Source organism: Azospirillum picis (genome assembly GCF_017876115.1).
Taxonomy (GTDB): domain Bacteria; phylum Pseudomonadota; class Alphaproteobacteria; order Azospirillales; family Azospirillaceae; genus Azospirillum; species Azospirillum picis.
This window is the reverse complement of record NZ_JAGINO010000003.1, coordinates 1-21,593: the sequence shown is the minus strand read 5'-3', so window position 1 is coordinate 21,593 and position 21,593 is coordinate 1. Positions and strand designations below refer to the sequence as shown.

The 21,593-nt window shown below is 66.9% G+C and carries 24 protein-coding genes and 2 tRNA genes; 15 read left to right on the top strand and 11 right to left on the bottom strand.

The window, feature by feature from the left end:
* Positions 1–8 precede the first annotated feature (8 nt).
* From J2850_RS05045 to J2850_RS05035, 3 genes are all read right to left on the bottom strand, one after another.
* Complete coding sequence (locus J2850_RS05045) at positions 9–1,409, bottom strand: TolC family outer membrane protein (protein WP_209979448.1); 1,401 nt, start codon at positions 1,407–1,409, stop codon at positions 9–11.
* Between the two features lie 2 nt (positions 1,410–1,411).
* Positions 1,412–1,738, bottom strand: coding sequence for a rhodanese-like domain-containing protein (locus tag J2850_RS05040; protein ID WP_209979447.1), 327 nt, complete (start codon positions 1,736–1,738; stop codon positions 1,412–1,414).
* A 203-nt stretch (positions 1,739–1,941) separates the two neighbouring features.
* Positions 1,942–2,598, bottom strand: a complete 657-nt coding sequence (locus J2850_RS05035; RefSeq protein WP_209979445.1) for a protein-L-isoaspartate O-methyltransferase family protein — start codon at positions 2,596–2,598, stop codon at positions 1,942–1,944.
* A 374-nt stretch (positions 2,599–2,972) separates the two neighbouring features.
* Between J2850_RS05035 and J2850_RS05030 the strand changes: the two genes are divergently transcribed.
* The 3 genes from J2850_RS05030 to J2850_RS05020 all read left to right on the top strand — a co-directional run bounded on the left by J2850_RS05030 (position 2,973) and on the right by J2850_RS05020 (position 3,865).
* A tRNA-Cys gene (locus J2850_RS05030) sits at positions 2,973–3,046 on the top strand.
* A gap of 223 nt (positions 3,047–3,269) precedes the next feature.
* Positions 3,270–3,345: transfer RNA gene (locus tag J2850_RS05025), tRNA-Asn, on the top strand.
* 274 nt (positions 3,346–3,619) lie between these two features.
* Positions 3,620–3,865, top strand: a complete 246-nt coding sequence (locus J2850_RS05020; RefSeq protein ID WP_209979443.1) for a hypothetical protein — start codon at positions 3,620–3,622, stop codon at positions 3,863–3,865.
* Between the two features lie 114 nt (positions 3,866–3,979).
* Here the strand turns inward: J2850_RS05020 and J2850_RS05015 are convergent, their stop codons facing one another.
* Complete coding sequence (locus J2850_RS05015) at positions 3,980–4,222, bottom strand: hypothetical protein (protein ID WP_209979441.1); 243 nt, start codon at positions 4,220–4,222, stop codon at positions 3,980–3,982.
* A 73-nt stretch (positions 4,223–4,295) separates the two neighbouring features.
* Positions 4,296–4,472 carry a hypothetical protein gene (locus J2850_RS05010; RefSeq protein ID WP_209979439.1) on the bottom strand — a complete coding sequence of 59 codons (177 nt, stop codon included), beginning with the start codon at positions 4,470–4,472 and terminating at the stop codon, positions 4,296–4,298.
* Positions 4,473–4,742: 270 nt separating this feature from the next.
* Here J2850_RS05010 and J2850_RS05005 point away from each other — a divergent pair, with 270 nt between their 5' ends.
* From J2850_RS05005 to J2850_RS04970, 8 genes are all read left to right on the top strand, one after another.
* Positions 4,743–5,765 carry a S1C family serine protease gene (locus J2850_RS05005; RefSeq protein WP_209979437.1) on the top strand — a complete coding sequence of 341 codons (1,023 nt, stop codon included), beginning with the start codon at positions 4,743–4,745 and terminating at the stop codon, positions 5,763–5,765.
* Positions 5,766–5,887: 122 nt separating this feature from the next.
* Positions 5,888–6,499, top strand: a complete 612-nt coding sequence (locus tag J2850_RS05000) for an NUDIX domain-containing protein (protein ID WP_209979435.1) — start codon at positions 5,888–5,890, stop codon at positions 6,497–6,499.
* 129 nt (positions 6,500–6,628) lie between these two features.
* Positions 6,629–7,630 carry a cysteine synthase A gene (locus tag J2850_RS04995; protein WP_209979433.1) on the top strand — a complete coding sequence of 334 codons (1,002 nt, stop codon included), beginning with the start codon at positions 6,629–6,631 and terminating at the stop codon, positions 7,628–7,630.
* An 18-nt stretch (positions 7,631–7,648) separates the two neighbouring features.
* Positions 7,649–8,353, top strand: a complete 705-nt coding sequence (locus tag J2850_RS04990) for an alanyl-tRNA editing protein (RefSeq protein WP_209979431.1) — start codon at positions 7,649–7,651, stop codon at positions 8,351–8,353.
* Positions 8,354–8,390: 37 nt separating this feature from the next.
* A complete protein-coding gene (locus J2850_RS04985) occupies positions 8,391–9,320 on the top strand; it encodes a sulfurtransferase (RefSeq protein ID WP_209979429.1) in 930 nt (309 codons plus the stop codon).
* On the top strand, positions 9,317–9,751 hold the full coding sequence (locus J2850_RS04980; protein WP_209979427.1) for a GNAT family acetyltransferase: 435 nt from the start codon (positions 9,317–9,319) through the stop codon (positions 9,749–9,751). Before J2850_RS04985 ends, J2850_RS04980 begins: the two co-directional genes overlap by 4 nt.
* Positions 9,727–10,344: a GNAT family N-acetyltransferase gene (locus tag J2850_RS04975; RefSeq protein ID WP_209979424.1), complete on the top strand. Its 618-nt coding sequence runs from the start codon at positions 9,727–9,729 to the stop codon at positions 10,342–10,344. The genes J2850_RS04980 and J2850_RS04975 overlap by 25 nt, the downstream gene beginning before the upstream one ends.
* 147 nt (positions 10,345–10,491) lie before the next feature.
* Complete coding sequence (locus tag J2850_RS04970) at positions 10,492–10,737, top strand: hypothetical protein (protein ID WP_209979423.1); 246 nt, start codon at positions 10,492–10,494, stop codon at positions 10,735–10,737.
* A 182-nt stretch (positions 10,738–10,919) separates the two neighbouring features.
* On the opposite strand, the gene J2850_RS04965 is transcribed toward J2850_RS04970, so the two are convergent.
* The 5 genes from J2850_RS04965 to J2850_RS04945 all read right to left on the bottom strand — a co-directional run bounded on the left by J2850_RS04965 (position 10,920) and on the right by J2850_RS04945 (position 16,523).
* A complete protein-coding gene (locus J2850_RS04965; protein WP_209979421.1) occupies positions 10,920–12,005 on the bottom strand; it encodes a pyridoxal phosphate-dependent aminotransferase in 1,086 nt (361 codons plus the stop codon).
* 164 nt (positions 12,006–12,169) lie between these two features.
* Positions 12,170–12,958 carry an amino acid ABC transporter ATP-binding protein gene (locus tag J2850_RS04960; protein WP_211113789.1) on the bottom strand — a complete coding sequence of 263 codons (789 nt, stop codon included), beginning with the start codon at positions 12,956–12,958 and terminating at the stop codon, positions 12,170–12,172.
* Positions 12,959–12,984: 26 nt separating this feature from the next.
* Positions 12,985–14,091: an amino acid ABC transporter permease gene (locus tag J2850_RS04955; protein WP_209979419.1), complete on the bottom strand. Its 1,107-nt coding sequence runs from the start codon at positions 14,089–14,091 to the stop codon at positions 12,985–12,987.
* Positions 14,092–14,096: 5 nt separating this feature from the next.
* Entirely contained in the window at positions 14,097–15,296 is a 1,200-nt protein-coding gene (locus J2850_RS04950) for an amino acid ABC transporter permease (RefSeq protein WP_209979416.1), read from the bottom strand.
* A gap of 207 nt (positions 15,297–15,503) precedes the next feature.
* Complete coding sequence (locus J2850_RS04945) at positions 15,504–16,523, bottom strand: amino acid ABC transporter substrate-binding protein (protein WP_209979413.1); 1,020 nt, start codon at positions 16,521–16,523, stop codon at positions 15,504–15,506.
* 316 nt (positions 16,524–16,839) lie between these two features.
* Between J2850_RS04945 and metC the strand changes: the two genes are divergently transcribed.
* From metC to J2850_RS04925, 4 genes are all read left to right on the top strand, one after another.
* Positions 16,840–18,018: a cystathionine beta-lyase gene (gene metC / locus J2850_RS04940; protein ID WP_209979411.1), complete on the top strand. Its 1,179-nt coding sequence runs from the start codon at positions 16,840–16,842 to the stop codon at positions 18,016–18,018.
* Between the two features lie 29 nt (positions 18,019–18,047).
* Entirely contained in the window at positions 18,048–18,542 is a 495-nt protein-coding gene (gene hisI / locus J2850_RS04935) for a phosphoribosyl-AMP cyclohydrolase (protein WP_209979409.1), read from the top strand.
* Between the two features lie 558 nt (positions 18,543–19,100).
* Positions 19,101–19,781: a calcium-binding protein gene (locus J2850_RS32030; RefSeq protein ID WP_209979407.1), complete on the top strand. Its 681-nt coding sequence runs from the start codon at positions 19,101–19,103 to the stop codon at positions 19,779–19,781.
* Positions 19,782–19,907: 126 nt separating this feature from the next.
* Complete coding sequence (locus J2850_RS04925; protein ID WP_209979405.1) at positions 19,908–20,378, top strand: PRC-barrel domain containing protein; 471 nt, start codon at positions 19,908–19,910, stop codon at positions 20,376–20,378.
* A gap of 198 nt (positions 20,379–20,576) precedes the next feature.
* On the opposite strand, the gene J2850_RS04920 is transcribed toward J2850_RS04925, so the two are convergent.
* Positions 20,577–21,593: TRAP transporter large permease (locus tag J2850_RS04920; protein ID WP_209979403.1), on the bottom strand; the 1,017-nt coding region annotated here is incomplete at its 5' end.

The following is a 21,593-nucleotide window of genomic DNA, read 5'->3' as shown; positions in this document are numbered from 1 at the left end:
CGCTTCGTTCATTCGGTCACCGAAGTGCCGAACCACTTGCCCCGCGTCTTTTCGTAATTCGCTTGCGGGTCGTATTTCTGGACCGGAAGATTGAGCCGGTCCGCGGTCAATTGTCCGCTCGCCGACAGAACATTGAAGGCTGCGACCATTTCGTCGTGCTGGGCCCGCACGAGGAACACGCGGGCGTTCAGCAGTTCCTGTTCCTGGTTCAGCACGTCCAGAACGGTGCGCGATCCGACCTGAGCCTCCTGGCGCACGCCTTCCAGGGCGATCTGGGCCGCCTGGATCTGCGCCTTGTAGGACTCGATGCTGGCGCGGGCGGTCTGAAGCGACTGCCAGGCGCTGACCGCCGCCTCGGTCGCCTGACGGCGGGTTTCCTCGATCTGCAGGCGGGCCTGGTTGGCGGTCTGCTTGGCTTCGCGGACCTGGGCTTCGGGCAGGCCTGCCTGATAGAGCGGGATGGTCACCTGCGCGGTGATCTGCGCACTGTCGCTCCGGTTCAGCTCCACGCCAGACGAACGGCCGGGATCGAAGGTGCGGGTGCCGCTGGCCGACACGCCGACAGACGGCAGCAGGCGGCCATATTGCTGGTCGACGGCTTCGCGCTGGGCGGCCTCGGTATAGCTGGCCGACAGGACGTTGGGGTTGTTGGAGCGGGCCAGCTCGACCAGTTCGTCCAGGTTCTTGGGCAGGCGGAAGGCCGGCTTCGGCGCCTTCAGCTCGCCGGGAGCGGCGCCGACCAGACGTTCGTAGGTCGCGCGCGAGGCGCGCAGCGTGCCTTCGGCGGAAATGCGCGAGGCAAGGGCGGCCGACAGGCGGGACTCGGACTGACTGACGTCCGTGCGGGTGTACTCGCCGACGCGGAAGCGGTCGCGGGCCGCTTCGAGCTGGCGGCGCAGCACCTGCTCGTTGTTGGTCTGGAGCTGCAGGATCGCCTGGTTCTGGACGATGTCCAGATAGGCCTGGGCGGCGCCCAGCAACACCGACTGCTCCGACGCGATCAGGGTGGCGCGCTGCGCCTCCACCAGGCGTTCGGCACGGCGGACGGCCGGGGCGACGGTCGCGTCGTAGATCGGCTGGGTGGCGGTGATCCCGACGCTCTTGGCGTTTGCTTCCGACCCCGCCGAGCCGCCGTCGAACTTGCTCTCGCCCATCGAGCGCGTCACCCCGGCGGTGACCCGGGCGGTCGGACGGTAGCCGGACAGCGCCTGCGGCACGCTTTCATCGACGGCGCGCAGTCGGGCGCGCTGGGCGCCGATGGTCGGGTTGTTGGCGTAGGCCTGGGCCAGGGCCTGTTCGAGCGACTGCGCCCGGGCCGCGCCGGAACCGCCGGCAACGCCGGCCGTCAGGGTCAGGGTCAGGGCCGTCGCCAGCAGCCAACGGTGCGCATAACGGCTTCGCACGGTCATGTTCAGTAGACCTTCATGTTCGGGTCGATTCGGCGCGCCCAGGCATCCACACCGCCGTCCAGATTGATGGCGCGGTCGAAGCCCTTGGAACGCAACCACATGGTGACCTGCGCGCTGCGGCCGCCGTGATGGCACACGACGACGAGGTCGCGGTCCGTCGGCAGCTCGTCCACCCGGCCGGGAAGACCGTTCATCGGGATGTGCATGCTGCCGTCGATGGCGCACAGGGCGAATTCCCAAGGCTCACGCACGTCGAGAACGGCCGGATCGTCGCCAGCCTTGCGGCGGCGGTCCAACTCCTCCACCTCGATCTCAAACGGTGCGGCCATGGGAACTCACTTTCGTGCCAGGTCGTGCAAGGGTGGCGGCGACGGTAACTCAGAACCGCCCAGATGTGAACTGCACGGTTCAGTTCAAGGCATGTCCGGTCAGCAGACCGGCCAGAACGCACGCACTTCCGGCGCTCGCGGTGCACGCCACCCGGGTGCAGCCGCGTGCATCGGCCACGCCGTTCGGGACGGCGCCGCCGCCATCAGAACACGAACGAGGCCTTCTTCTCGAAGCCCGGCAGCCCGTGAGGCTGCGCCTCGAACAGGATCCGGCTCGACACGACGCCACCCGTGCGCTGGAACAGGCGGACCTCGCCGACGCCACGGCCACCCTGGACCACGGCGACGAGGCGCCCCTCCTCCGCCAGTTGTTCGGCAATCGCCGCCGGCACCTCGGGCACCGTACCTTCGATGACGATGACGTCGTAAGGGGCGCCTTGGGCGTAACCCTCCGCCAGCGGGCCGGTGACCAGCTTGGCGTTGGTGATGCCCTGACCGGCCAGCGCCGCGGCGGCGGCGGCGGTGAGGTCCTCGTCGCAATCCAGCCCCACCACCGAACCCGCCAGCCGGGCCAGCACGGCCGTCGAATAGCCGCCGGCGGCGCCGACGTCGAGGACGCGGTCGGTCTCCTGCACGGCGACGGCCTGCAGCATGCGGGCGAAGACCATCGGTTCCAGCAGGAAACGCCCCTTGCCGATGGGAAGATCGTCGTCGACATACGCGACGCCACGCGCCGACTCAGGAACGAAGGCTTCGCGCGGAAGCTCGGACAGGACATCGACGAGACGGTGGTCCGTCACCTTGTTGGGGCGGATCTGTCCCTCGACCATGAAATAGCGTGCGGCGGCGAAATCGGTCATGGCGGTCGCTTATTGATGTGTTGTGACGACACCGGCACCAAGCCGAACAACGGACGGCTTCCTGCCATGGCGGTATATAGCCGCAAAGCTCCGGTGAACACAACGTCACAGGGACCGGGGGAACCGGCGCGCCCTGTGCCTTCACCAGCGCCTGCCACGACCGCCTGCCGCGACCAACAGCAAGGGGTGCCGCAAGGGGTGCCCGCCGGCGCCACCTGCGTCCGCGCCCGGCCGCCCTTCCTCCGCCTCCGGGCCGCTTGGCGAAGGATGTTCGAAAATCGTCACCAACCGCCTTGACCGCCACGTTCCATGTCGTTATACCAGCGCTCCACACCGCGGCGCACCGGATACGGCGCGCCGAAGCCGGTCAGGATGGCGCGGTGGCAGAGTGGTGATGCAGCGGACTGCAAATCCGTGTACGTGGGTTCGATTCCCGCCCGTGCCTCCATCCTGACAATGCATATGGCGTGACGCACTGTCGATTGCCGGCCCCGCTCCCGCGGGGCTTTTTGCATTTGGACGCCGGCTCCGCAACCCGGAGCGAAGACCGGGCGGTCCGCAGGGGGAACGGAAATCGGTTTCCTTGTCGGAAAGTGCTTGGCAGTCCCGAACCGTTCCGCTATATAGCCGCCCACGCCGACAACGGCGGCCGCCCTAGGCTTGGCCTCCGATCCCGGTTAGCTCAGTTGGTAGAGCAGCGGACTGTTAATCCGCTTGTCGCTGGTTCGAGTCCAGCACCGGGAGCCAGATCAGAAAGGCCGGATGCAACACGCATCCGGCCTTTCTTCTTTCCGACATCTTGAAGCTTGACTGTGGCGCATCGGCATCCGAATTCGGTTTACGGCGCCTGGACTAAGACGGCTTGGCAAGCAATCGTCCGTTCTTCAAAGATGGGCTAGACCCAAAAGACGATCCAGACCTGCCGGAAGCGAAATGCCCCGCAGCGCATCACGGGCGTAGACTTGATGACAATTCCGGACCGTACTGTCGGTCGGGCGTCTCCAGCCGATGGAGGACCGCCGTGCTTCTGCCGATCAACTCCGAACGCTTGCGCACAGCCCCGTCGGTCGAGCGACACGCGCCATCACGGCACGATGATGATCATGTCAGGACCGTGGACTGCGTAACCGCGATCCTGGTGTTCGTGACCGCCGTTCTGCTGGCCCTGCTGGCGTTGAGCGCCAACTGGAATGAAACATCACCGGAATCAAGGCTCCGGGCGTACGAGAACACGCCGGTCATGGTCATCCTGCCGAATCCACGCTGACGGCGCCACTCCGCCGCGGGATCCGGCGAATGCCGCCCGACTGCCGCCTAAGGGCAGGTTCGATGGACTTGCCTGGCGGACCGGCAGCGGCCGGGGCCGGGGCCGGGCTTAAGTCTATTCCACAAGATCGTCATAGATGGTGGCATCGGGATCCGCCGGATCGCCGACGCCAGAGGCGACCGCGACCCGCTTCCATTCACCGCACCAGTCGGTGGAGAGCGTGATGGGAAAGTCGCCTTCGGGGCTGCGCGCGGTCACCACCGGCGGATAGCGCCGGCAGGTGCCCTTCGGCCCACGCTGGCGGAGTCCCTGCCCCTCCCAGAATCGGCAGGTGTAGCAGGTGTCGAGTCGTTTCATCGCGGCCGGTCTCCCTTGCGTTCCCGACCGCCCGGCGCCGACCTTCGAAGGTCGGCGCCCCCGTACCGCAGGATCAGCTCGCGGGCGGTTTGGCGGGTCGAAGCGTGTCGGCGCACCTGGCGTAATACGCCTTGATGTCCGCGTCCAGAACGCTGCGGCGCCGCGCCTCCTCCGAATCGTCCGGTGCGTCGCTCAGGCGCTGGAACTCCTGAACGGCGCGCTCCAGTTCGTTTTCACTGTTGATGGGCATGGGTCGGCGTCTCCTTCCGGGTATGACGGGTCGCATCTGACTTGTCGAACGAACAACACCGGCCGGTGCCGCTATGTTTCCCCACGTTTCCCCCGGATAAACCGTCGGGTGCTTGCGGGGCCGCACACCGATCGCGGACAGCCTGAACGGACGACTTGATGGGAAGCGGCCCGAACGCAATCTCATCCTCATGTCACCCGAGTCGCGCCGGACAGGGCGGTGCGGCCGCGGGGTTCCCTCGGCCCATGCCTTGCGCGGGAGGGCGGCGTCATGCGCGTTGTCGCAACACCGGTCGGATCATGGCGGACCGTCGGCTTCCTCATGCTGGCTCTGCTCCTGGTCACGGTCGGCGATCAGGCCAGGGCCGCGGAGGCCGAGCGCATCGACCCCGAGCGGGTCGTGCGCTCGGTGGTCGGCATCCGTGCCGTGGTTCCGCCGGACAGCCAAAGCTCGCAGACACTGGGAACCGAACGAACCGGCAGCGGCGTCGTCATAGACGGGTCGGGTCTGATCCTGACCATCGGCTACACCGTGATGGAAGCCTCACAGATCACCGTCACCGCGGCGGACGGGCGGGACTTCCCGGCAACGCTCTCCGCCTACGACCCGGTCAGCGGGTTCGGCCTGCTGCGGGCGGGACTGGGCTTCCAGGCTCCCTGGCTGCGACTCGCCGATTCGCATCAGGTGAAGGAGGGCGACACCCTGCTGGTGGTCACCGGCGGCGAGGCCCGTGGCGCCGCCGCCGTCCATGTGGTGGGCAAGCGCGAGTTCGCCGGGTACTGGGAATACCTGCTGGACGAGGCGCTGTTCACCTTCCCGCCGATCCGCGCCTTCAATGGGGCTGCCCTCGTCAACGGCGACGGGCGCCTTGTCGGTGTCGGCTCTCTCCTGGTCGGCGAGGCGGTGCAGGGACGCGGCGTGCCTGGCAACATGTTCGTGCCCGTCTCGGCGCTGGAGCCCATCCTGGCCGACCTCCTGGCCTATGGTCGCCGTCAGGAACCGCCGCGGCCGTGGCTGGGCGTGACCCTGCGCGAGGAGACGGGCCGCATCCTGGTTGAGAAGGTTTCGCCGCGCGGACCGGCCGAGACGGCGGGCGTGCGTCCGGGCGACTGGATTGTCGGTGTCGGCGGGCAGGGTGTCGGCGGCCTGGCGGATTTCTACCGCAAGCTTTGGAGCCTCGGTCCGGCTGGGACGGTCGTTCCGCTGGACGTCATGCGGGGCGAGGCGTTGACGCCCGTGCCGGTCACCTCCGGCGATCGCGTGCGCTTCCTCCGGCTCACCCCGACCCTGTGAAGCCGCCTCGCGTCCGCCCCCCTTTCTCCACCGGGCTTGTGGCGTGCCCCGCGGCGTTGCACCCTGTCGCCCACGGCCCGTGCCGGACGGGCCACACGGCGACCAGCAGGACCACTCCGACCATGAACCATCAGGACATCGAGATCCTCGACAAGAAGACCGCCTACAAAGGTTTCCTCACCGTCGACGTCTACCGCCTGCGCCACAGGAAGTTCGACGGCACCTGGACCGATGTGCTGCCGCCGCGCGAGGTCTGCGACCGCGGCCCGGCGGTGGGCGTGCTGCTGTACGATCCCGACCGCGAGGCGGTGGTGATGATCGAGCAGTTCCGGGTCGGCTCCGCCGCCGCCGGCGGGCCGGCCTGGATGACGGAGATCGTCGCGGGCATGGTCGGCGAGGGCGAATCGCCGGAAGAGGTGGCGCGCCGCGAGGCCATGGAGGAGGCGGGCTGCGCCATCGGCGAGATCGCCGAGGTCTGCGACTACTATGTCAGCCCGGGCGCCTTCACCGAGGTGGTCCACGTCTTCTGCGGCAGGGTCGACAGCCGCGGCCTCGCCGCGACCGGCGGGCTGGCCGAGGAGCATGAGGACATCCGCATCCTCGTCATGCCCACCGACGAGGCGATCCGCATGATGGACGAGAACCGCCTGCGCAATTCGGTGTCCATCATCGCCGTCGGCTGGCTCGCCCGCCATCGCGCCTCGCTGCGCGAGCGCTGGCACGCGAAGCGGTGAGGCGGCGGGCGCCGTTTTTCACAATCATCGGCCGTTCAATGCAGCATTTCACAGCGTCGCCTTGAAAGCGCTTCACCCAATCCAGATAGTAACGTCGACATTCCACATTCGACGTCAGGAGTACCTGCCTTGGACATCCGCAACGGCTTCATCGGCGCCATCGGCAATACGCCGCTGATCCGCCTGGAAGGACCCTCGAAGGCGACGGGGTGCGAGATCCTGGGCAAGGCGGAGTTCCTGAACCCCGGCGGATCGGTCAAGGACCGCGCGGCGCTCGCGATCGTCCGCGACGCCGAGTCGCGCGGCCTGCTGCGTCCCGGGGGAACCATCGTGGAGGGAACGGCCGGCAACACCGGCATCGGGCTGGCGCTGGTCGGCAACGCGCTGGGCTACCGCACGGTCATCGTCATGCCCGAAACGCAGAGCCAGGAAAAGAAGGACATGCTGCGCCTGATCGGCGCCGACCTTCGGCTGGTGCCGGCCGTGCCCTATTCCAACCCCGATAACTATGTCCGCTACTCCGGCCGCCTGGCCGAGGAGCTGGCGAAGACCGAGCCGAACGGCGTGGTCTGGGCCAACCAGTTCGACAATGTCGCCAATCGCGAGGGGCATCGCCTCACCACCGGCCCGGAGATCTGGGACCAGACCGGCGGCAGAATCGACGCCTTCACCTGCGCGGTCGGCAGCGGCGGCACCCTCGCCGGCATCGCGATGGCGCTGAAGGAACGCAAGCCGGATGTCCGCATCACGCTGGCCGATCCGATGGGCGCGGCCCTGTTCAGCTACTACACGAAGGGCGAACTGAAGTCGGAAGGCAGTTCGATCACCGAAGGCATCGGCCAGGGCCGCATCACCGCGAACCTGGAAAAGGCCCCCATCGACGACGCCATCCAGATCCCCGACGAGGAGGCGCTGCCGGTCATCTTCGACCTGATCAAGACCCAGGGCCTGGTGCTCGGCGGCTCCAGCGGCATCAACGTCGCGGCGGCGATGCGGGTGGCCCGCGACCTCGGTCCCGGGCATACCGTTGTGACCATCCTGTGCGACGGGGGGCAGCGTTACCAATCGAAGCTCTTCAATCCGGACTTCCTCCGTGAGAAGAATCTTCCTGTGCCAGACTGGCTGGCCTGATTCCGTCCGAGGGGGGACATGGACACGCTATTCCGTGAGGACGCTTACGCCCGCGACTGCATCGCCACCGTCACGGCGGTGGACGAGCGCGGCATCCGGCTCGACCGCACCGTCTTCTATCCGACCGGCGGCGGCCAGCCCGGCGACAGCGGGGCGTTGCGGTTCGACGGGCTCGAAGTCCGCATCAGGGACACCGTGAAGGGCGACGGCGCCGACGACATCATCCACGTGCCGGAGGAGGGGCAGCCCCTTCCCGCCCCCGGCACCGCGGTGGAGGCGGTGATCGATTGGGAGCGCCGCTACCGCCACATGCGCATGCACACCGCCCTGCATCTGCTGTGCGCGGTGGTTCCGGGCTCGGTGACCGGCGGCCAGATCGGCGCCGACAAGAGCCGCCTCGATTTCAATGTCCCGGCCGAGAGCCTCGACAAGGATGCCATCGCCGAGGCGGTCAACCGGCTGATCGCCGCCGACTCCCCGGTCGGCACGCAGTGGATCACCGACGAGGAGATGGCGGCCAAGCCGGAACTGGTGCGGACCATGTCGGTCAAGCCGCCGACCGGCAGCGGCCGCGTCCGCCTGCTGAGCGTCGAGAACGTCGACCTGCAGCCCTGTGGCGGGACCCATGTCGCCCGCACCGGCGAGATCGGCGGCATCGAAGTGACCAAGATCGAGAACAAGGGCAAGCAGAACCGGCGCGTGGTGATCGCGCTGAAGGACTGAACCGCCCGGCACTGACTCCTTCGGAAGGACGCGCATCATGACGGACGCCACTGCCGACCCCATGCCCGATCCATTGCCCGGACCTGTCGTCTCCACCGACTGGCTGGCGCGCAACCTCGGGCGGCCGGGGCTGCGGATCCTCGACTGTTCCTGGCATATGCCCAGCCTGAAGCGCGACATCCGCGCCGATTTCGTCGAACGGCACATCCCCGGTGCCCGCCTCTGCGACGTCGACGAGGTGGCGGCGCCGGACACCCATCCGCTGCCCCACATGGCGCCGGACGAAGCGACCTTCGCCGCGAAGATCGGTGCGCTCGGCATCGGCGACGGCGACACGGTGGTGGCCTATGACAGCGCCGGGCTGGCGACCGCGGCCGCGCGGGTCTGGTGGCTGTTCCGCCTGTTCGGCTTCGACCGGGTGGCGGTTCTGGATGGCGGCTTGCCGAAATGGACGGCCGAGGGTCGGCCGACCGAGGCGGGGGAGGCAGCGCCCGCACGGCCGGCCGCGTTCACCGCCCGCAGGCGGCCGGAGCTGATCCGCAGCGTCGACCAGGTGCTCGCCAACATCGATGGTGGCAGGGACCAGGTGACCGACGCCCGCGCCGCCGCCCGGTTCGAGGGCGCGGTGGCGGAGCCCTGGCCGGGACGGCGAAGCGGCCGCATCCCGGGCAGTTTCAACATCCCGCACACCGACCTGATCGACGCCGACACCAGGACGCTGCTGCCGCCCGACGCCATCGCCGCCAGGGCGCGCGCGGCCGGGCTCGACATGGATCGGCCGGTCGTCGCCTCCTGCGGCAGCGGCATCACGGCATGCGTCATCGCGCTCGGCCTCGCCAGCGCCGGCAAGACCGATGTGGCGATCTACGACGGCTCCTGGGCCGAATGGGGACTCCGCCCCGACCTGCCCATCGAAACCGGGCCGCGCGAAACGGGCCGGCACACCTCCAAGGCGGCAAGCGCATGACCGCCACCCTCGACATTCGCCCCTGCGTGGATGCGGACCGCGACGCCGTGGTGGCGCTGTGGTCCGCCTGCGGGCTGGTGGTGCCCTGGAACGATCCTGCGGCTGACTTCGTCCTTGCCCTGTCGAAGGACAATTCGGCCGTGCTGGCCGGCGTCCTTGACGGACGCGTCGTCGCCAGCGTCATGGTCGGGCAGGATGGCCACCGCGGCTGGATCTATTACCTTGCCGTCGATCCCACCCACCAAGGCCGCGGCTTCGGCCGCCGCATGGTGGCGGAGGCGGAATCCTGGCTCGCCGCCGCCGGCATGCCCAAGGTGCAACTCCTGGTGCGGAACACCAACGAGCGGGTGCTGGCCTTCTACGAACGGCTGGGCTATGCCAAGCCCCCCACGATGCTGATGCAGAAATGGCTGACCAATCCTTCTCCCTGACCCGTCCCGCCCTGCCCGCCTCGACGCGGCGCGGCCACCTGTCGGTGATCGTCACCTATCTGGAGATGGCGGCACCGCCGGCCCACGAACCGCTGCGCCGTCCGCCCGGCAACCTTGAGCTCGTCCGGGCGAACCCGCCGACCTGGTCCTTCTACCGCTATCTCTACGACACGGTGGGCGAGCCCTGGCTGTGGCACGAGCGGCGGCGGATGCCACGCAAGGAACTGGAGCGCTCGATCCTCGACCCGTTGGTCGAGGTCTGGGTGCTGCACGTCGACGGCACGCCGGCGGGCTTCGCCGAACTCGACCGCCGCATGGCGGACACCGATCTGTCCTATTTCGGCCTGATCCCGGACTTCATCGGCCACAAGCTCGGCCCCTGGCTGCTCGATAGCGCCATCCGCAAGGCATGGGAGGGTGGAGCGAAGAGGCTGACCGTCAACACCTGCACCTTCGACCATCCCAAGGCGCTGCCGCTGTACCAGAGCATGGGCTTCACCCCGGTGCGCCACGTCGTCCGCGAGGTGCGCGATCCGCGTATCGACGGCGTGCTGCCGCGGAGCGCGGGTACGCACATCCCGATCGTCGGGTGACGATCGGCGGCGGACGGACGCTCCCGCCCCTTGACCGCCGCCCTACCCCCTCCCCATCTCCCCGGCAGGCGCCGGAACCCGTCGTGGTCCGGTCGCGTTTTCTCAACGACGGCGCAAGCGGCGCCGTGGCGACCGCGAGGTGGGGCCTTGGTTGGCTGGATCATCCGAACGCTGTTTCTGTGCTTCGTCGTCGGCTTGGCGCTGTCGTTCCTGCACATCGACCCGGCAAGCATCCTGACCGATAGCTGGCAGACGGTGCAGAACATCGTGTCGCTGCTGGTCGATGCCGGCAGTTGGGCCCTGCCCTACATCCTGATCGGCGCCGTGGTGGTGGTTCCGCTGTCCGTCATCGCCCTGATCCTGAACTGGAGGCGAAGCGGTCCGCGGTCCTGAATCTCCCCTGCCGACCAGGCTGAAAGAAAAAACCGGAGCCATCCGTGTGGATGCCCCGGTTCAGTGATACAGGGAGGGTTAGAGACGAGAGGAACCCTATACCTCGCTCGTTGTCCCTTCGTTGATCCATATCAAAGGCACGCGAGTTCTTTCCTTCTCCTTCGTCCTTTTCCTTTCAGCACTCACCCCAGGATCTCGGCCATCGCGGCGACCAGCGCCTTGTTCTCCTCTTCCCGGCCGATGGTGATCCGCAGGCAATCCGGCAGCCCGTAATCGGCCACCGGCTTGACCAGGATGCCGCGGTGGGCGAGATGGTCGATCACCGCCTGGATGCCGAGCGACGGATCGGTCGGCACGCGGGCCAGCACGAAGTTGCAGACGCTGGGATAGACGCGCAGTCCCACCCGCTCCAGCTCGCGCGACAGCCAGGGCAGCCACTGGGCATTGTGGGCGTAGGTCGCCTCCTCGTGCCCGGCGTCGGCCAGCGCCGCCGCCGCTGTCAACTGGGCCGGCAGCGAGACGTTGAAGGCGCCGCGGATGGCGTTCACCGCCTCGATCACCGCCGTTGGACCGTAGCCCCATCCCACCCGCAGCCCGGCGAGGCCGTGCATCTTGGAAAAGGTGCGAAGCATCAGCACGTTGTCGGAGTTCTCGACGATCTCCGTACCATCGCTGTAATCGGGCAGCCGGCAATAGTCGGCGTAGGCCGAGTCGAGGACCAGGAGCGTGTGCGCCGGCAGACCGGCCCGCAGGCGCAGCACCGCCTCGGTCGGGATGTAGGTGCCGGTCGGATTGTTCGGGTTGGCGAGGAAGCAGATCTTCGTGCGCTCGCTTGCGCGATCGATCATCGCCTCGACGTCGACGACCATGTCGCGCTCCGCGGCGACCACGGCGGTGGCGCCGCTGGCGCGGATCGCCTTGAGGAAGCCGCGATAGCCGCGCTCGTGGCACAGCACCTCGTCACCGGGACCGGAAAACGCCTGGGCGACCAGATGGATCAGTTCCTCCGACCCCGCCGTGCAGACGACGTGGTCGGCATCGACGGAATGGCGCCGGGCGATGGCATGGCGCAACGGATCCTGACCCCAGTCGGGATAGCAGTGGATCCGTCCGGCCGCCTCGCAGTAGGCGTCGAGCGCCAGCGGGCTGGGGCCGAGCGGGTTGTGGGTGAGCGACAGGTCGATCCATCGGCGGCCGTCACGCGGCGGACGTTGGGGACGGTAAGGTTTGATCTGGCCAACGCTGGGGCGGGGGCTCAGCACGTCCATGACCTCGGTCTCCGTGGTTCTAAACGGTCGAACAGCACGTCACGGGACCGATTGAACCTCAAACCGGTGCGCAACGCCACAGGACATTGCGCCGCGCACCGGAGATGGAGGCGTTTTGTTTCCGAATGACAGACCGGATCGAACCGCTGGTCCCGGGCCGCCGGTCAGTGGTTCAGGATTTGGCTGAGGAAGAGGCGCGTACGCTCCGACTTCGGATTGGAGAAGAATTCTTCGGGCGTGTCCTGCTCGACGATCTCCCCGCGGTCCATGAAGATGACCCGGTCGGCCACCGACTTGGCGAAGCCCATCTCGTGGGTGACGCACAGCATGGTCATGCCGTCCTCGGCGAGGCCGATCATGACGTCCAGCACTTCCTTGACCATCTCCGGATCGAGCGCCGAGGTCGGCTCGTCGAACAGCATGATCTTCGGGTTCATGCACAGCGAGCGGGCGATGGCGACGCGCTGCTGCTGGCCGCCCGAAAGCTGTCCGGGATACTTGTGTGCCTGCTCGGCGATGCGCACCCGCTTCAGGTAGTTCATCGCCATCTCTTCCGCCTCGGCCTTCGGCTTCTTCCGGACCCAGATCGGGGCGAGCGTGCAGTTCTCAAGCACCGTCAGGTGCGGGAACAGGTTGAAGTGCTGGAACACCATGCCGACCTCGCGCCGGACAAGCTCGATGTTCTTCAGGTTGTTGGTCAGCTCGATCCCGTCGATGACGATCGTGCCCTTCTGATGCTCCTCCAGCCGGTTGAGGCAGCGGATCATCGTCGACTTGCCGGACCCCGACGGGCCGCAGACGACGATGCGCTCGCCCTTCTGGACGGTGAGGTTCACGTTCTTCAGGACGTGGAATTCGCCATACCACTTGTTCACGCCCGTGCAGCGGATGATCTCCTCGCCGCCGGGAAAGTGCCGGGTCTGGTTGGGGGCCTGGGAAACGGCCTGGGACATGGATGGTACTCCCTCGGACGGCGTGGCTAGCGGCGGTGGCCGCGGTTCAGATCGCGTTCAAGCTTCTGGCTGTACTTCGACATGCTGAAGCAGAAGATCCAGTAGATCACGCCGATGAACAGATAGGCCTCTCGATAGAAACCGCGCCAGGACGGATCGGACAGCGCAGCCTTGGCGGTGCCGAGCAGGTCGTAGAGGCCGATGATGATGACCAGCGAGGTATCCTTGAAGAAGCTGATGAAGGTATTCACCAGCGGCGGGATCGAGATGGCCAGCGCCTGCGGCAGGATGATCTTGCGCATCTTCTGCCAGTAGGTCAGGCCCAGCCCGTCGGCCGCCTCGTACTGGCCCTTCGGGATCGCCTGCAGGCCGCCGCGGATGGCTTCGGCCATGTAGGCGGCGGCGAACATGATGAAGGCGATCTGCGCGCGCAGCAGCTTGTCGATCGACACGCCGTTGGGCAGGAACAGCGGCAGCATGACCGAGGCCATGAACAGCAGGCTGATCAGCGGCACGCCGCGGATCAGTTCGATGTAGGTGACGCACAGCACCTTCACCGCCGGCATGTTCGACCGCCGCCCGAGCGCCAGCAGGATCGCCGCCGGGAAGGCGACCGCCAGCCCGATCACCGACAGGATGATGGTCAGCGGCAGGCCGCCCCACAGCGTGTTCTCGACGTAGGTCAGGCCGAAGACGCCGCCCCACATCAGGATCGCCACCACCGCCAGACCGGCCGCCCAGACCAGCCCGAACCAGGGCTTCCAAAGCCGGCGATCGCAGCTCGCCACCAGGAGCGCGATGAAGACCGCGATGGTGGCGAGCGGACGCCACTGCTCCTCCCAGGGGAAGGTGCCGAACAGGATGAAGCGCAGCTTCTCGCCGATGAAGCCCCAGCAGGCGCCGCCGGCACCCTGGCGGCAGGCGGTGGAGTCGGCGCCGAACCCGTGCGCCTTGACGACCAGCCAGTTGAACAGGGGCGGGATCGCCGTCGCCAGGAGCGCCAGCACCAGAACGGTCAGGACGGCGTTGTACCAGGTGTTGAACAGGTTGTTCCGCAGCCACGCCAGCGGGCCGACGGTGTTGGACGGCGGACGTTCGTCCGGCAGTCCGACGCTTCGCACGTTGTCGGTCATGGCCGTTACCGCTCCACCAGCGCGATGCGCTTGTTGTACCAGTTCATGAAGATCGAGATGCTGAGGCTGATGACCAGGTAGGTGCCCATGATCATCGTCACGCCCTCGATCGCCTGGCCGGTCTGGTTCAGGGTGGTGTTGGCGATCGACACCAGGTCGGGGTAGCCGATGGCCAGCGCCAGCGAGCTGTTCTTCATCAGGTTCAGGTATTGGCTGGTCAGCGGCGGCACGATGACCCGCAGCGCCTGCGGCAGGATCACCAGCCGCAGGGTCGGGCCGCCCGGCAGCCCGAGCGCGCGGGCCGCCTCGGTCTGTCCCCAGTTGACCGCCTTGATGCCGCTGCGCACCACCTCGGCGATGAAGGCGGCGGTATAGACCGTCAGTCCGGTCAGGATGGCGAAGAATTCCGGCGAGATGGCCGCACCGCCGGTGAAGTTGAATCCGGCCAGCTTCGGCACGTCCATCGCCAGCGGGGCGCCGCCGGCGAGCCAGGTCAGGATCGGCAGGCCGATGATCAGGCCGAGGCCCGCCCAGCCCGCCGGGAAAGGTTGCCCGGTGCGCGCCTGCCGCGCCCGCGCCCAGCGCGACACGCCCCAGGCGGCGGCGATGCCGACCACCAGCGCGATGCCCATGGTGGTCCAGACCGGATCGGGGGCAGGCACCGGCACGCGAAGGCCGCGCTGCGACAGGAACACGCCCGGCAGCGGGTTCAGCGCCTGGCGCACCGGCGGCATGCTGTCCGACACCAGCGCGTACCAGAAGAAGAGCTGCAGCAGCGGCGGGATGTTGCGGATGATCTCGACGTAGGTCGAGGCCAGCTTGGCGATCAGCCAGTTGCTGGACAGGCGCGCGACGCCGACGACCGTGCCGATGATGGTGGCCAGAATGATGCCGATGACCGACACCTTCAGCGTGTTCAGCACGCCGACCAGGAAGGCCCGGCCATAGGTGTCCCTCGGCGAATAGTCGATCAGCGATTCGCCGATCCCGAAGGAGGCCTCACGCCCGAGGAAATCATAACCGGTCGCGATCGACCGCCGTGCGAGGTTGTCGAGCGTGTTGTGGATCAGGAACCAGCCGACCGCGATGACCGCGCCGACCACCAGGATCTGGTAGACGATGCTGCGGAACGTCGGGTCGCTGAGGGAAAACGATACGCCACCCGGCGGCGGAGCGCCTTGGGTGGTCCGGGTCTGGGTCGCCACGGACTACTCTCCCCCAACCGTCGCGCTCCTGAACGGTGCCCACGCGCCCCGGACGTTCTTCCGGGCAATTTCCCACACCGTCGGGATGCGACATGTGTCGAATGCGGCATGTCACGCGGACGCTTCGACGGCGTCCTGCACGGCCACTCTCGTCGTCGAAGGGCCGGGCGGCACCGAAGGGGCGCCGGCCGGCCCTTGCACGGCTGCTTACCGGAACGGCTCGGCGTACATCAGGCCGCCCTTCGTCCACAAGGCGTTCAGTCCGCGCTCCAGCTTCAGCGGGGTGCCCGGACCGACGTTGCGGTCGAAGATCTCGCCGTAGTTGCCGATCTTCTTCACGACGTTGTAGGCCCACTTCTCATCCAGCCCGAGCGCCTTTCCCATGCCCGGCGAGGTGCCGAGGAAGCGCTGGATGTCCGGGTTCTGCGAGTTGCCGAACTCGTCGATGTTCTTGGAGTTGATGCCGAACTCCTCGGCCTGGATGGTCGCGTAGACCGTCCACTTGACGATGTCGAACCACTGGTCGTCGCCATGGCGCACCGCCGGGGCCAGCGGCTCCTTGGAAATGACCTCCGGCAGGATGACGTGGTCGTCCGGAACCGGCGCGACGCCCGCGCGGGTGCCGGCGAGACCCGACATGTCCGTGGTCAGCACGTCGCAGCGGCCGGCGAAGTAGGCGGCGTTCACCTCGTCGTTCGACTCGATGACGACCGGGTTGTAGCTCATGTTGTTGGAGCGGAAATAGTCGGCGAGGTTCAGTTCGGTCGTGGTGCCGGACTGCACGCAGACGGTGGCGCCGTTCAGCTCCTTGGCGCTCTTCACGCCCAGCTTCTTCGTCACCATGAAGCCCTGACCGTCATAATAGGTGACGGGGGCGAAGTTGAGGCCGACCGAGGTGTCGCGGGTCAGCGTGGCGGTGGTGTTGCGCGACAGCAGGTCGACCTCGCCCGACTGGATGGCGGGGAAGCGCTGCTGCGCCGACAGCGGCGTGAACTTGACCTTGTTCGGATCGTTGAAGATCGCGACGGCGACGGCACGGCAGTAATCGACATCCAGGCCGGTCCAGTTGCCGGCGCTGTCCGGGTTGCCAAAGCCCGGCAGGCCGGCATTGACACCGCACTGCACGAAGCCGCGCTGCTTGACCGTATCAAGCGTGGCGGCCCCGGCGGCGACGCTGGCAGTAACGACCACGGCCGCCGCGGCGGTGGCCAGGAATCCCGTTTTCATTTTTATACTCCACCCTGTTCTTGCGTTCTTCGCATTGGAGCGGTCTGACGACGCGCCGCTCGCGCCGGCCGACCAACCCTGTGGGGATCGCGACGCAGCCATGCGCGTGTAACAAGAGTGCATCAACTTGATCCGGCTTGTCGAATCCTCTGTGCGTTGATGGCGTTGGCAAATTACCGCGAGCACCGTCCGGGGCGGTCGTGCAAACGGCGATGGCAGCCGGGCTTGCGGGATGCCACAATAGCCGGCTCCGCCGCGGGGGTCCTCGACAGGGCCGGCGCGGCCGCAGTTGCCGCTCCAGCGAAACGGACAGTCGATGAAGGACGTCACACAGGATACGGTTCTCGTGCATGCCGGCCGCGATCCGCGGAACAACCACGGCATCGTCAATCCGCCGGTCTATCACTGCTCGACCGTGCTGTTCCCGACGCTGGACGCGTTGGAGGAAAGCGACCGCAACACGCTGGAGGGCGTGCATTACGGCCGCATGGGCACTCCCACCACCTTCGCCTTCGAGGAGGCGGCCGCAGCGCTGGAAGGCGGCTACCGGGCGGTGAACACCGGTTCGGGCTTGGCGGCCATCGCCATCGCCCTGTCCGCCTTCACCAAGGCTGGCGACCATGTGCTGATCACCGACAGCGCCTATGGCCCGACCCGCCGCTTCGCCAGGGAAACCCTCGCGCCCTATGGGGTGGAGGTGGAGTTCTACGATCCCTGCGTCGGCGCCGGCATCGCGTCGCTGCTCCGCCCGAACACCAGCGTGGTGTTCCTCGAGTCTCCCGGCTCCCTGACCTTCGAGGTCCAGGATACCGCCGCCATCTCCGCCGCCGCGAGGAAGGCGGGCGCCGTCGTGCTGATGGACAACACCTGGGCGACGCCGCTGTTCTTCCGCCCCTTCGATCACGGTGTCGACGTCTCCATCCATGCCGCCACCAAATACATGGTGGGTCATGCCGATGCGATGCTGGGCGTCGTCACCTGCCGCAACGAGGAGACGTGGACGGCGGTGAAGAAGACCGCGACCCGTTTCGGCGCCTGTGCCGGGCCGGACGACCTGTATCTCGGCCTGCGTGGCCTGCGGACGCTGTCGGTCCGGCTGCGGCAGCATCAGGAGAGCGCGCTGGCCCTGGCTGACTGGCTGGGCGCGCGGCCGGAGGTCCGTCGCGTGCTGCATCCCGCCCGCCCCGATTTCCCCGGACACGCGCTGTGGAAGCGCGACTTCACCGGGTCGAGCGGCCTGTTCTCCATCATCATCGACCAGGTGCCGCGGCAGGCGTTGGCGGCGATGCTGGACGGAATGGAGCTGTTCGGCATGGGCTATTCCTGGGGCGGTTTCGAAAGCCTGATCCTGCCGACGCGGCCGGCCGCCGTGCGGTCCGCCACCCGCTGGACGGAACCCGGGCAGGTGCTGCGCCTGCATGCCGGGCTGGAAAGCCCGGATGATCTCATCCGCGATCTCGATGCCGGCTTCCGCCGGATGGCTGCCGCCCTTTGACGAGGCCCCACGGCTTCGAGAGACATTCCATGCCCCAATCACCAAAGATCGATTCCAAAGACCCGAAGCCCACCGGAGGTGGACCGGGGACCCCTGCCCCGGCTGTCGACGCGTCACCCTACGCCGAAGCGCTGGCGGCGATCCGCTTCAACGCCGACGGATTGGTTCCGGCGATCGCGCAGGCCGACGGCACCGGCGAGATCCTGATGATGGCCTGGATGAACCGTGAGGCCGCTCTCGAAACGCTGGCCACCGGCCGCGTCTGCTACTGGTCGCGTTCCCGCGGCGGATTGTGGCGCAAGGGCGAGACCTCCGGCCAGGTGCAGCGGCTGAAGGATTTCCGCATCGACTGCGACGGCGATACCCTGCTGCTGGTGGTCGAGCAGGATGGCGTCGCCTGCCACACCGGTCGCAGAAGCTGCTTCTATCGTGCTTGGCGCGACGGTCGCCTGGAGGTCATCCAGGAGATCGAAACCGACCCGGCAATCCTCTATGGCGGGCACGCCGGCCACAGCCACGATTGACAGGCTCCCCGAAGAACGGAGCGGAAGATGAGGATGAGCGCAGCCTCGGCCGATTGTTGATCCACATCAACGCGCCCCTCCATCGAAGGGAATAGACAGTCGCTTGTCTCTAACCCTCCCTGTATACGACTGTGCCGGGCGTTCCTCGAACGCCCGGTAATTTTTTGTGCGCATTCGGCGTGATGCGGCCAAGGCGCCCGGTGGACACCCGGCTTCTTTCGACCGATCCGCTACGGCCTGAGCGCCCTCCCCGCGGTCTACCGTGGCATTCCGGCCACACGGCCTTCGACCGACCCTCTCTTTCCCCTTCGTACAGTTCAACCTGCACGGTCAGGGGAGAAAACACCAAGATTGTCACAAAATCTTTCCCACTTCAGTCACAAATGCTTCGAAAACGGAAACAGATCGGGACGACTATTTGATCAATATATGAATATCTGTGTCATTTCCTCAAATCTCGTTTGTATTGCTCCTTTATCTCTTTTCGGAGGGCCGCCACCCATGGTTAACATCTGGTTAATCGTTAACGAGCGGTTAACGTACTGACGGAGAGACGCCATGCGCCAGTTTTGGGGGACTGCCAAGAACGACATCATCAGCGGCACCGCCTATGAGGACCGCCTGGACGGTCTCGATGGCGATGACCGCATCGACGGCGCCGGCGGTAATGACGTGCTTTATGGAGAGCGCGGGAACGACAGTCTGATCGGCGGCCTCGGCAATGACCAGCTACACGGCGGCGATGGCAACGATTGGCTCGGCGACCCGTACGGCAACGACGCCGGCGATGACAAGATGTGGGGCGACGCCGGCAACGACCAGCTCTTCGGCGGGGCCGGCAACGACTGGCTCGACGGCGGCACCGGCGACGATATCCTGAAGGGCATGCGCGGCAACGATACGATGATCGGCGGCGCCGGCAACGACATCCTGTACGACACCTACCGCGACGACGGCGCTGACCTCTTCCAGCCGGGGACCGGCAACGACACCATGGTCAGCTACTACGACGGTCAGGTGGACAGGTTCCTGATGGAACAGGCGACCGGCGGTTTCGGGCAGGACCAGATCAACTACTTCGAGAAGGGAATCGACCAGATCGAGTTCCACGGATACACGGCCTCGCAGATGGCCATGACCACCAACGGCGCGTCGACCATCTTCTCGTTCAATGACGGCTCGTCGCTGACGGTGGACCAGATCGGTCTGACGGCGGGGCACGACTACCTGTTCACCTGACCCATCCGGAGGGGGAGGAAGCGGCGGACGATGGGATCACCCCATCGGCGCGACGGACCCGGAGCCGTGGTTGCGCTGTTGACGCCGCAGTCACCCGTGCGTCGTCAGAGAGAAGGCAAACACCCTATGCACAATCGCCGCTCCCTCCTCCCGCCATTCCTCACCGTTCTTTCGGCAGGCGCGCTCCTGGCGCTCGGCGGCTGCGCGCACACCGAGATGGGCGGCGTCCCATCGGCGGAGGTGGCGGACAAGCCGCCGATCGAACTGGTCGGGCTGACCGTACAGCCGCCCGACGGCTCGCGCATTCTCGGCAACGTCAGCGATCTCGTGATCGGTCCGACCAACCGGGTGGAGCAGGCGATCGTCACCGTCGGCGCCCCGCGTTTCCCGACCGAGCATAAGGTGACGATCAACACCGCAGACCTGCGCTATGCCCGCAATCGCCAGGCCGTGATCCTGGTCGGCATGACGCCGGAACAGTTTGCCGCCTTGCCCGCCGTCGAAGGCAACGACCGCATGATGTCGATGGGCGGCGGTGCCCCGGCATCCGTCGGCACCGCTCCGACGAACTGGTATGGCGCAACCCAGCGGCGCTGACGGCGGATATCCGGGGATACCATCGTTAGCGTCTGGTCCTTTCAACCGGTATCGCTTGAAACGTGACTCACACGGCAGACTCTGAAATGCGGAAAGGGGCCGGTTCAACCGGCCCCTTTCCTTTTGCTCCGGCACTTCGTGCCGCCCACCGCACCCGCCCCTGCCCGGAAATCCCGGGCAGGAAGCGACTGCCCGGGGTTACTTGCCCTGGAGCTGCTTCATGATGTCGTCGGCCGGGTTCTCCTCCGGCTGGCTGGGGGTGCCGAAGGGCGGCGGCGCCTCCTGGTTGTCGAAGGCCGGGATCTCGATCTTGACATCGTTCAGGTTGATCGACGGCCCCTTGTCGCGGCCGGCATCGACAAGCTGCGGGAAGGCGATGACAAGGGCGACCATGATGATCTGGATGCAGACGAACGGCACGGCACCCCAGTAGATCTGGCCGGTGGTGATCTTGCCGATCGTCTTGCCGGTGATCTTGTCGATGTAGTCGGTCTTCGGCGCCACCGACCGCAGGAAGAACAGCGCGAAGCCGAAAGGCGGGTGCATGAAGCTCGTCTGCATGTTGACGCCCAGCAGCACGCCGAACCAGATCAGGTCGATGCCCAGCTTGTCGGCGACCGGTCCCAGCAGCGGCACGATGATGAAGGCCAGCTCGAAGAAGTCGAGGAAGAAGGCCAGCACGAAGACCAGGATGTTGCAGACGATCAGGAAGCCCAGCTCGCCGCCCGGCAGGCCGATCAGCAGATGCTCGACCCACAGGTCGCCGTTCACCGCGCGGAACACCAGGCCGAACACTGTCGAGCCGATCAGGATGAACACCACGAAGGACGAGAGCTTTGCGGTCGAGTCCATCGCCTGCCGCATCAGCGACCAACTGAGCTGGCGCTTGGCCAGCGCCAGCAGCAGCGCCCCGGCCGCCCCCATGGCGCCGCCCTCGGTCGGGGTGGCGATGCCGATGAAGATGGTGCCCAGCACCAGGAAGATCAGCACCAGCGGCGGCACCAGCGAGGTGAAGACCCGCAGCAGCAGCTTGAAGCCGCGCAGCGTGCGGGCCTCCGGCGGCAGGGCCGGAACCGCCGAGGGGCGGACGATGCTGGTCACCAGGATGTAGCCGGCATAGAGCGCGGTCAGCACGAGGCCGGGGATCAGGGCGCCGGCATACATGTCGCCGACCGAGCGGCCGAGCTGGTCGGCCAGGACGATCAGGACCAGCGA

Coding starts and splice junctions, on each gene's coding strand:
- J2850_RS04960 (WP_211113789.1), bottom strand. CDS start 12,958: ATGTCCCAGGCCGTTTCCCAGGCCCCCAACCAGACCCGGCACTTTCCC.
- J2850_RS04980 (WP_209979427.1), top strand. CDS start 9,317: ATGACCGCCACCCTCGACATTCGCCCCTGCGTGGATGCGGACCGCGAC.
- J2850_RS05005 (WP_209979437.1), top strand. CDS start 4,743: ATGCGCGTTGTCGCAACACCGGTCGGATCATGGCGGACCGTCGGCTTC.
- J2850_RS05015 (WP_209979441.1), bottom strand. CDS start 4,222: ATGAAACGACTCGACACCTGCTACACCTGCCGATTCTGGGAGGGGCAG.
- J2850_RS04975 (WP_209979424.1), top strand. CDS start 9,727: ATGGCTGACCAATCCTTCTCCCTGACCCGTCCCGCCCTGCCCGCCTCG.
- J2850_RS05035 (WP_209979445.1), bottom strand. CDS start 2,598: ATGACCGATTTCGCCGCCGCACGCTATTTCATGGTCGAGGGACAGATC.
- J2850_RS04925 (WP_209979405.1), top strand. CDS start 19,908: ATGCACAATCGCCGCTCCCTCCTCCCGCCATTCCTCACCGTTCTTTCG.
- J2850_RS05000 (WP_209979435.1), top strand. CDS start 5,888: ATGAACCATCAGGACATCGAGATCCTCGACAAGAAGACCGCCTACAAA.
- J2850_RS04945 (WP_209979413.1), bottom strand. CDS start 16,523: ATGAAAACGGGATTCCTGGCCACCGCCGCGGCGGCCGTGGTCGTTACT.
- J2850_RS04955 (WP_209979419.1), bottom strand. CDS start 14,091: ATGACCGACAACGTGCGAAGCGTCGGACTGCCGGACGAACGTCCGCCG.
- hisI (WP_209979409.1), top strand. CDS start 18,048: ATGCCCCAATCACCAAAGATCGATTCCAAAGACCCGAAGCCCACCGGA.
- J2850_RS04985 (WP_209979429.1), top strand. CDS start 8,391: ATGACGGACGCCACTGCCGACCCCATGCCCGATCCATTGCCCGGACCT.
- metC (WP_209979411.1), top strand. CDS start 16,840: ATGAAGGACGTCACACAGGATACGGTTCTCGTGCATGCCGGCCGCGAT.
- J2850_RS05010 (WP_209979439.1), bottom strand. CDS start 4,472: ATGCCCATCAACAGTGAAAACGAACTGGAGCGCGCCGTTCAGGAGTTC.
- J2850_RS04990 (WP_209979431.1), top strand. CDS start 7,649: ATGGACACGCTATTCCGTGAGGACGCTTACGCCCGCGACTGCATCGCC.
- J2850_RS04965 (WP_209979421.1), bottom strand. CDS start 12,005: ATGGACGTGCTGAGCCCCCGCCCCAGCGTTGGCCAGATCAAACCTTAC.
- J2850_RS05045 (WP_209979448.1), bottom strand. CDS start 1,409: ATGACCGTGCGAAGCCGTTATGCGCACCGTTGGCTGCTGGCGACGGCC.
- J2850_RS32030 (WP_209979407.1), top strand. CDS start 19,101: ATGCGCCAGTTTTGGGGGACTGCCAAGAACGACATCATCAGCGGCACC.
- J2850_RS05040 (WP_209979447.1), bottom strand. CDS start 1,738: ATGGCCGCACCGTTTGAGATCGAGGTGGAGGAGTTGGACCGCCGCCGC.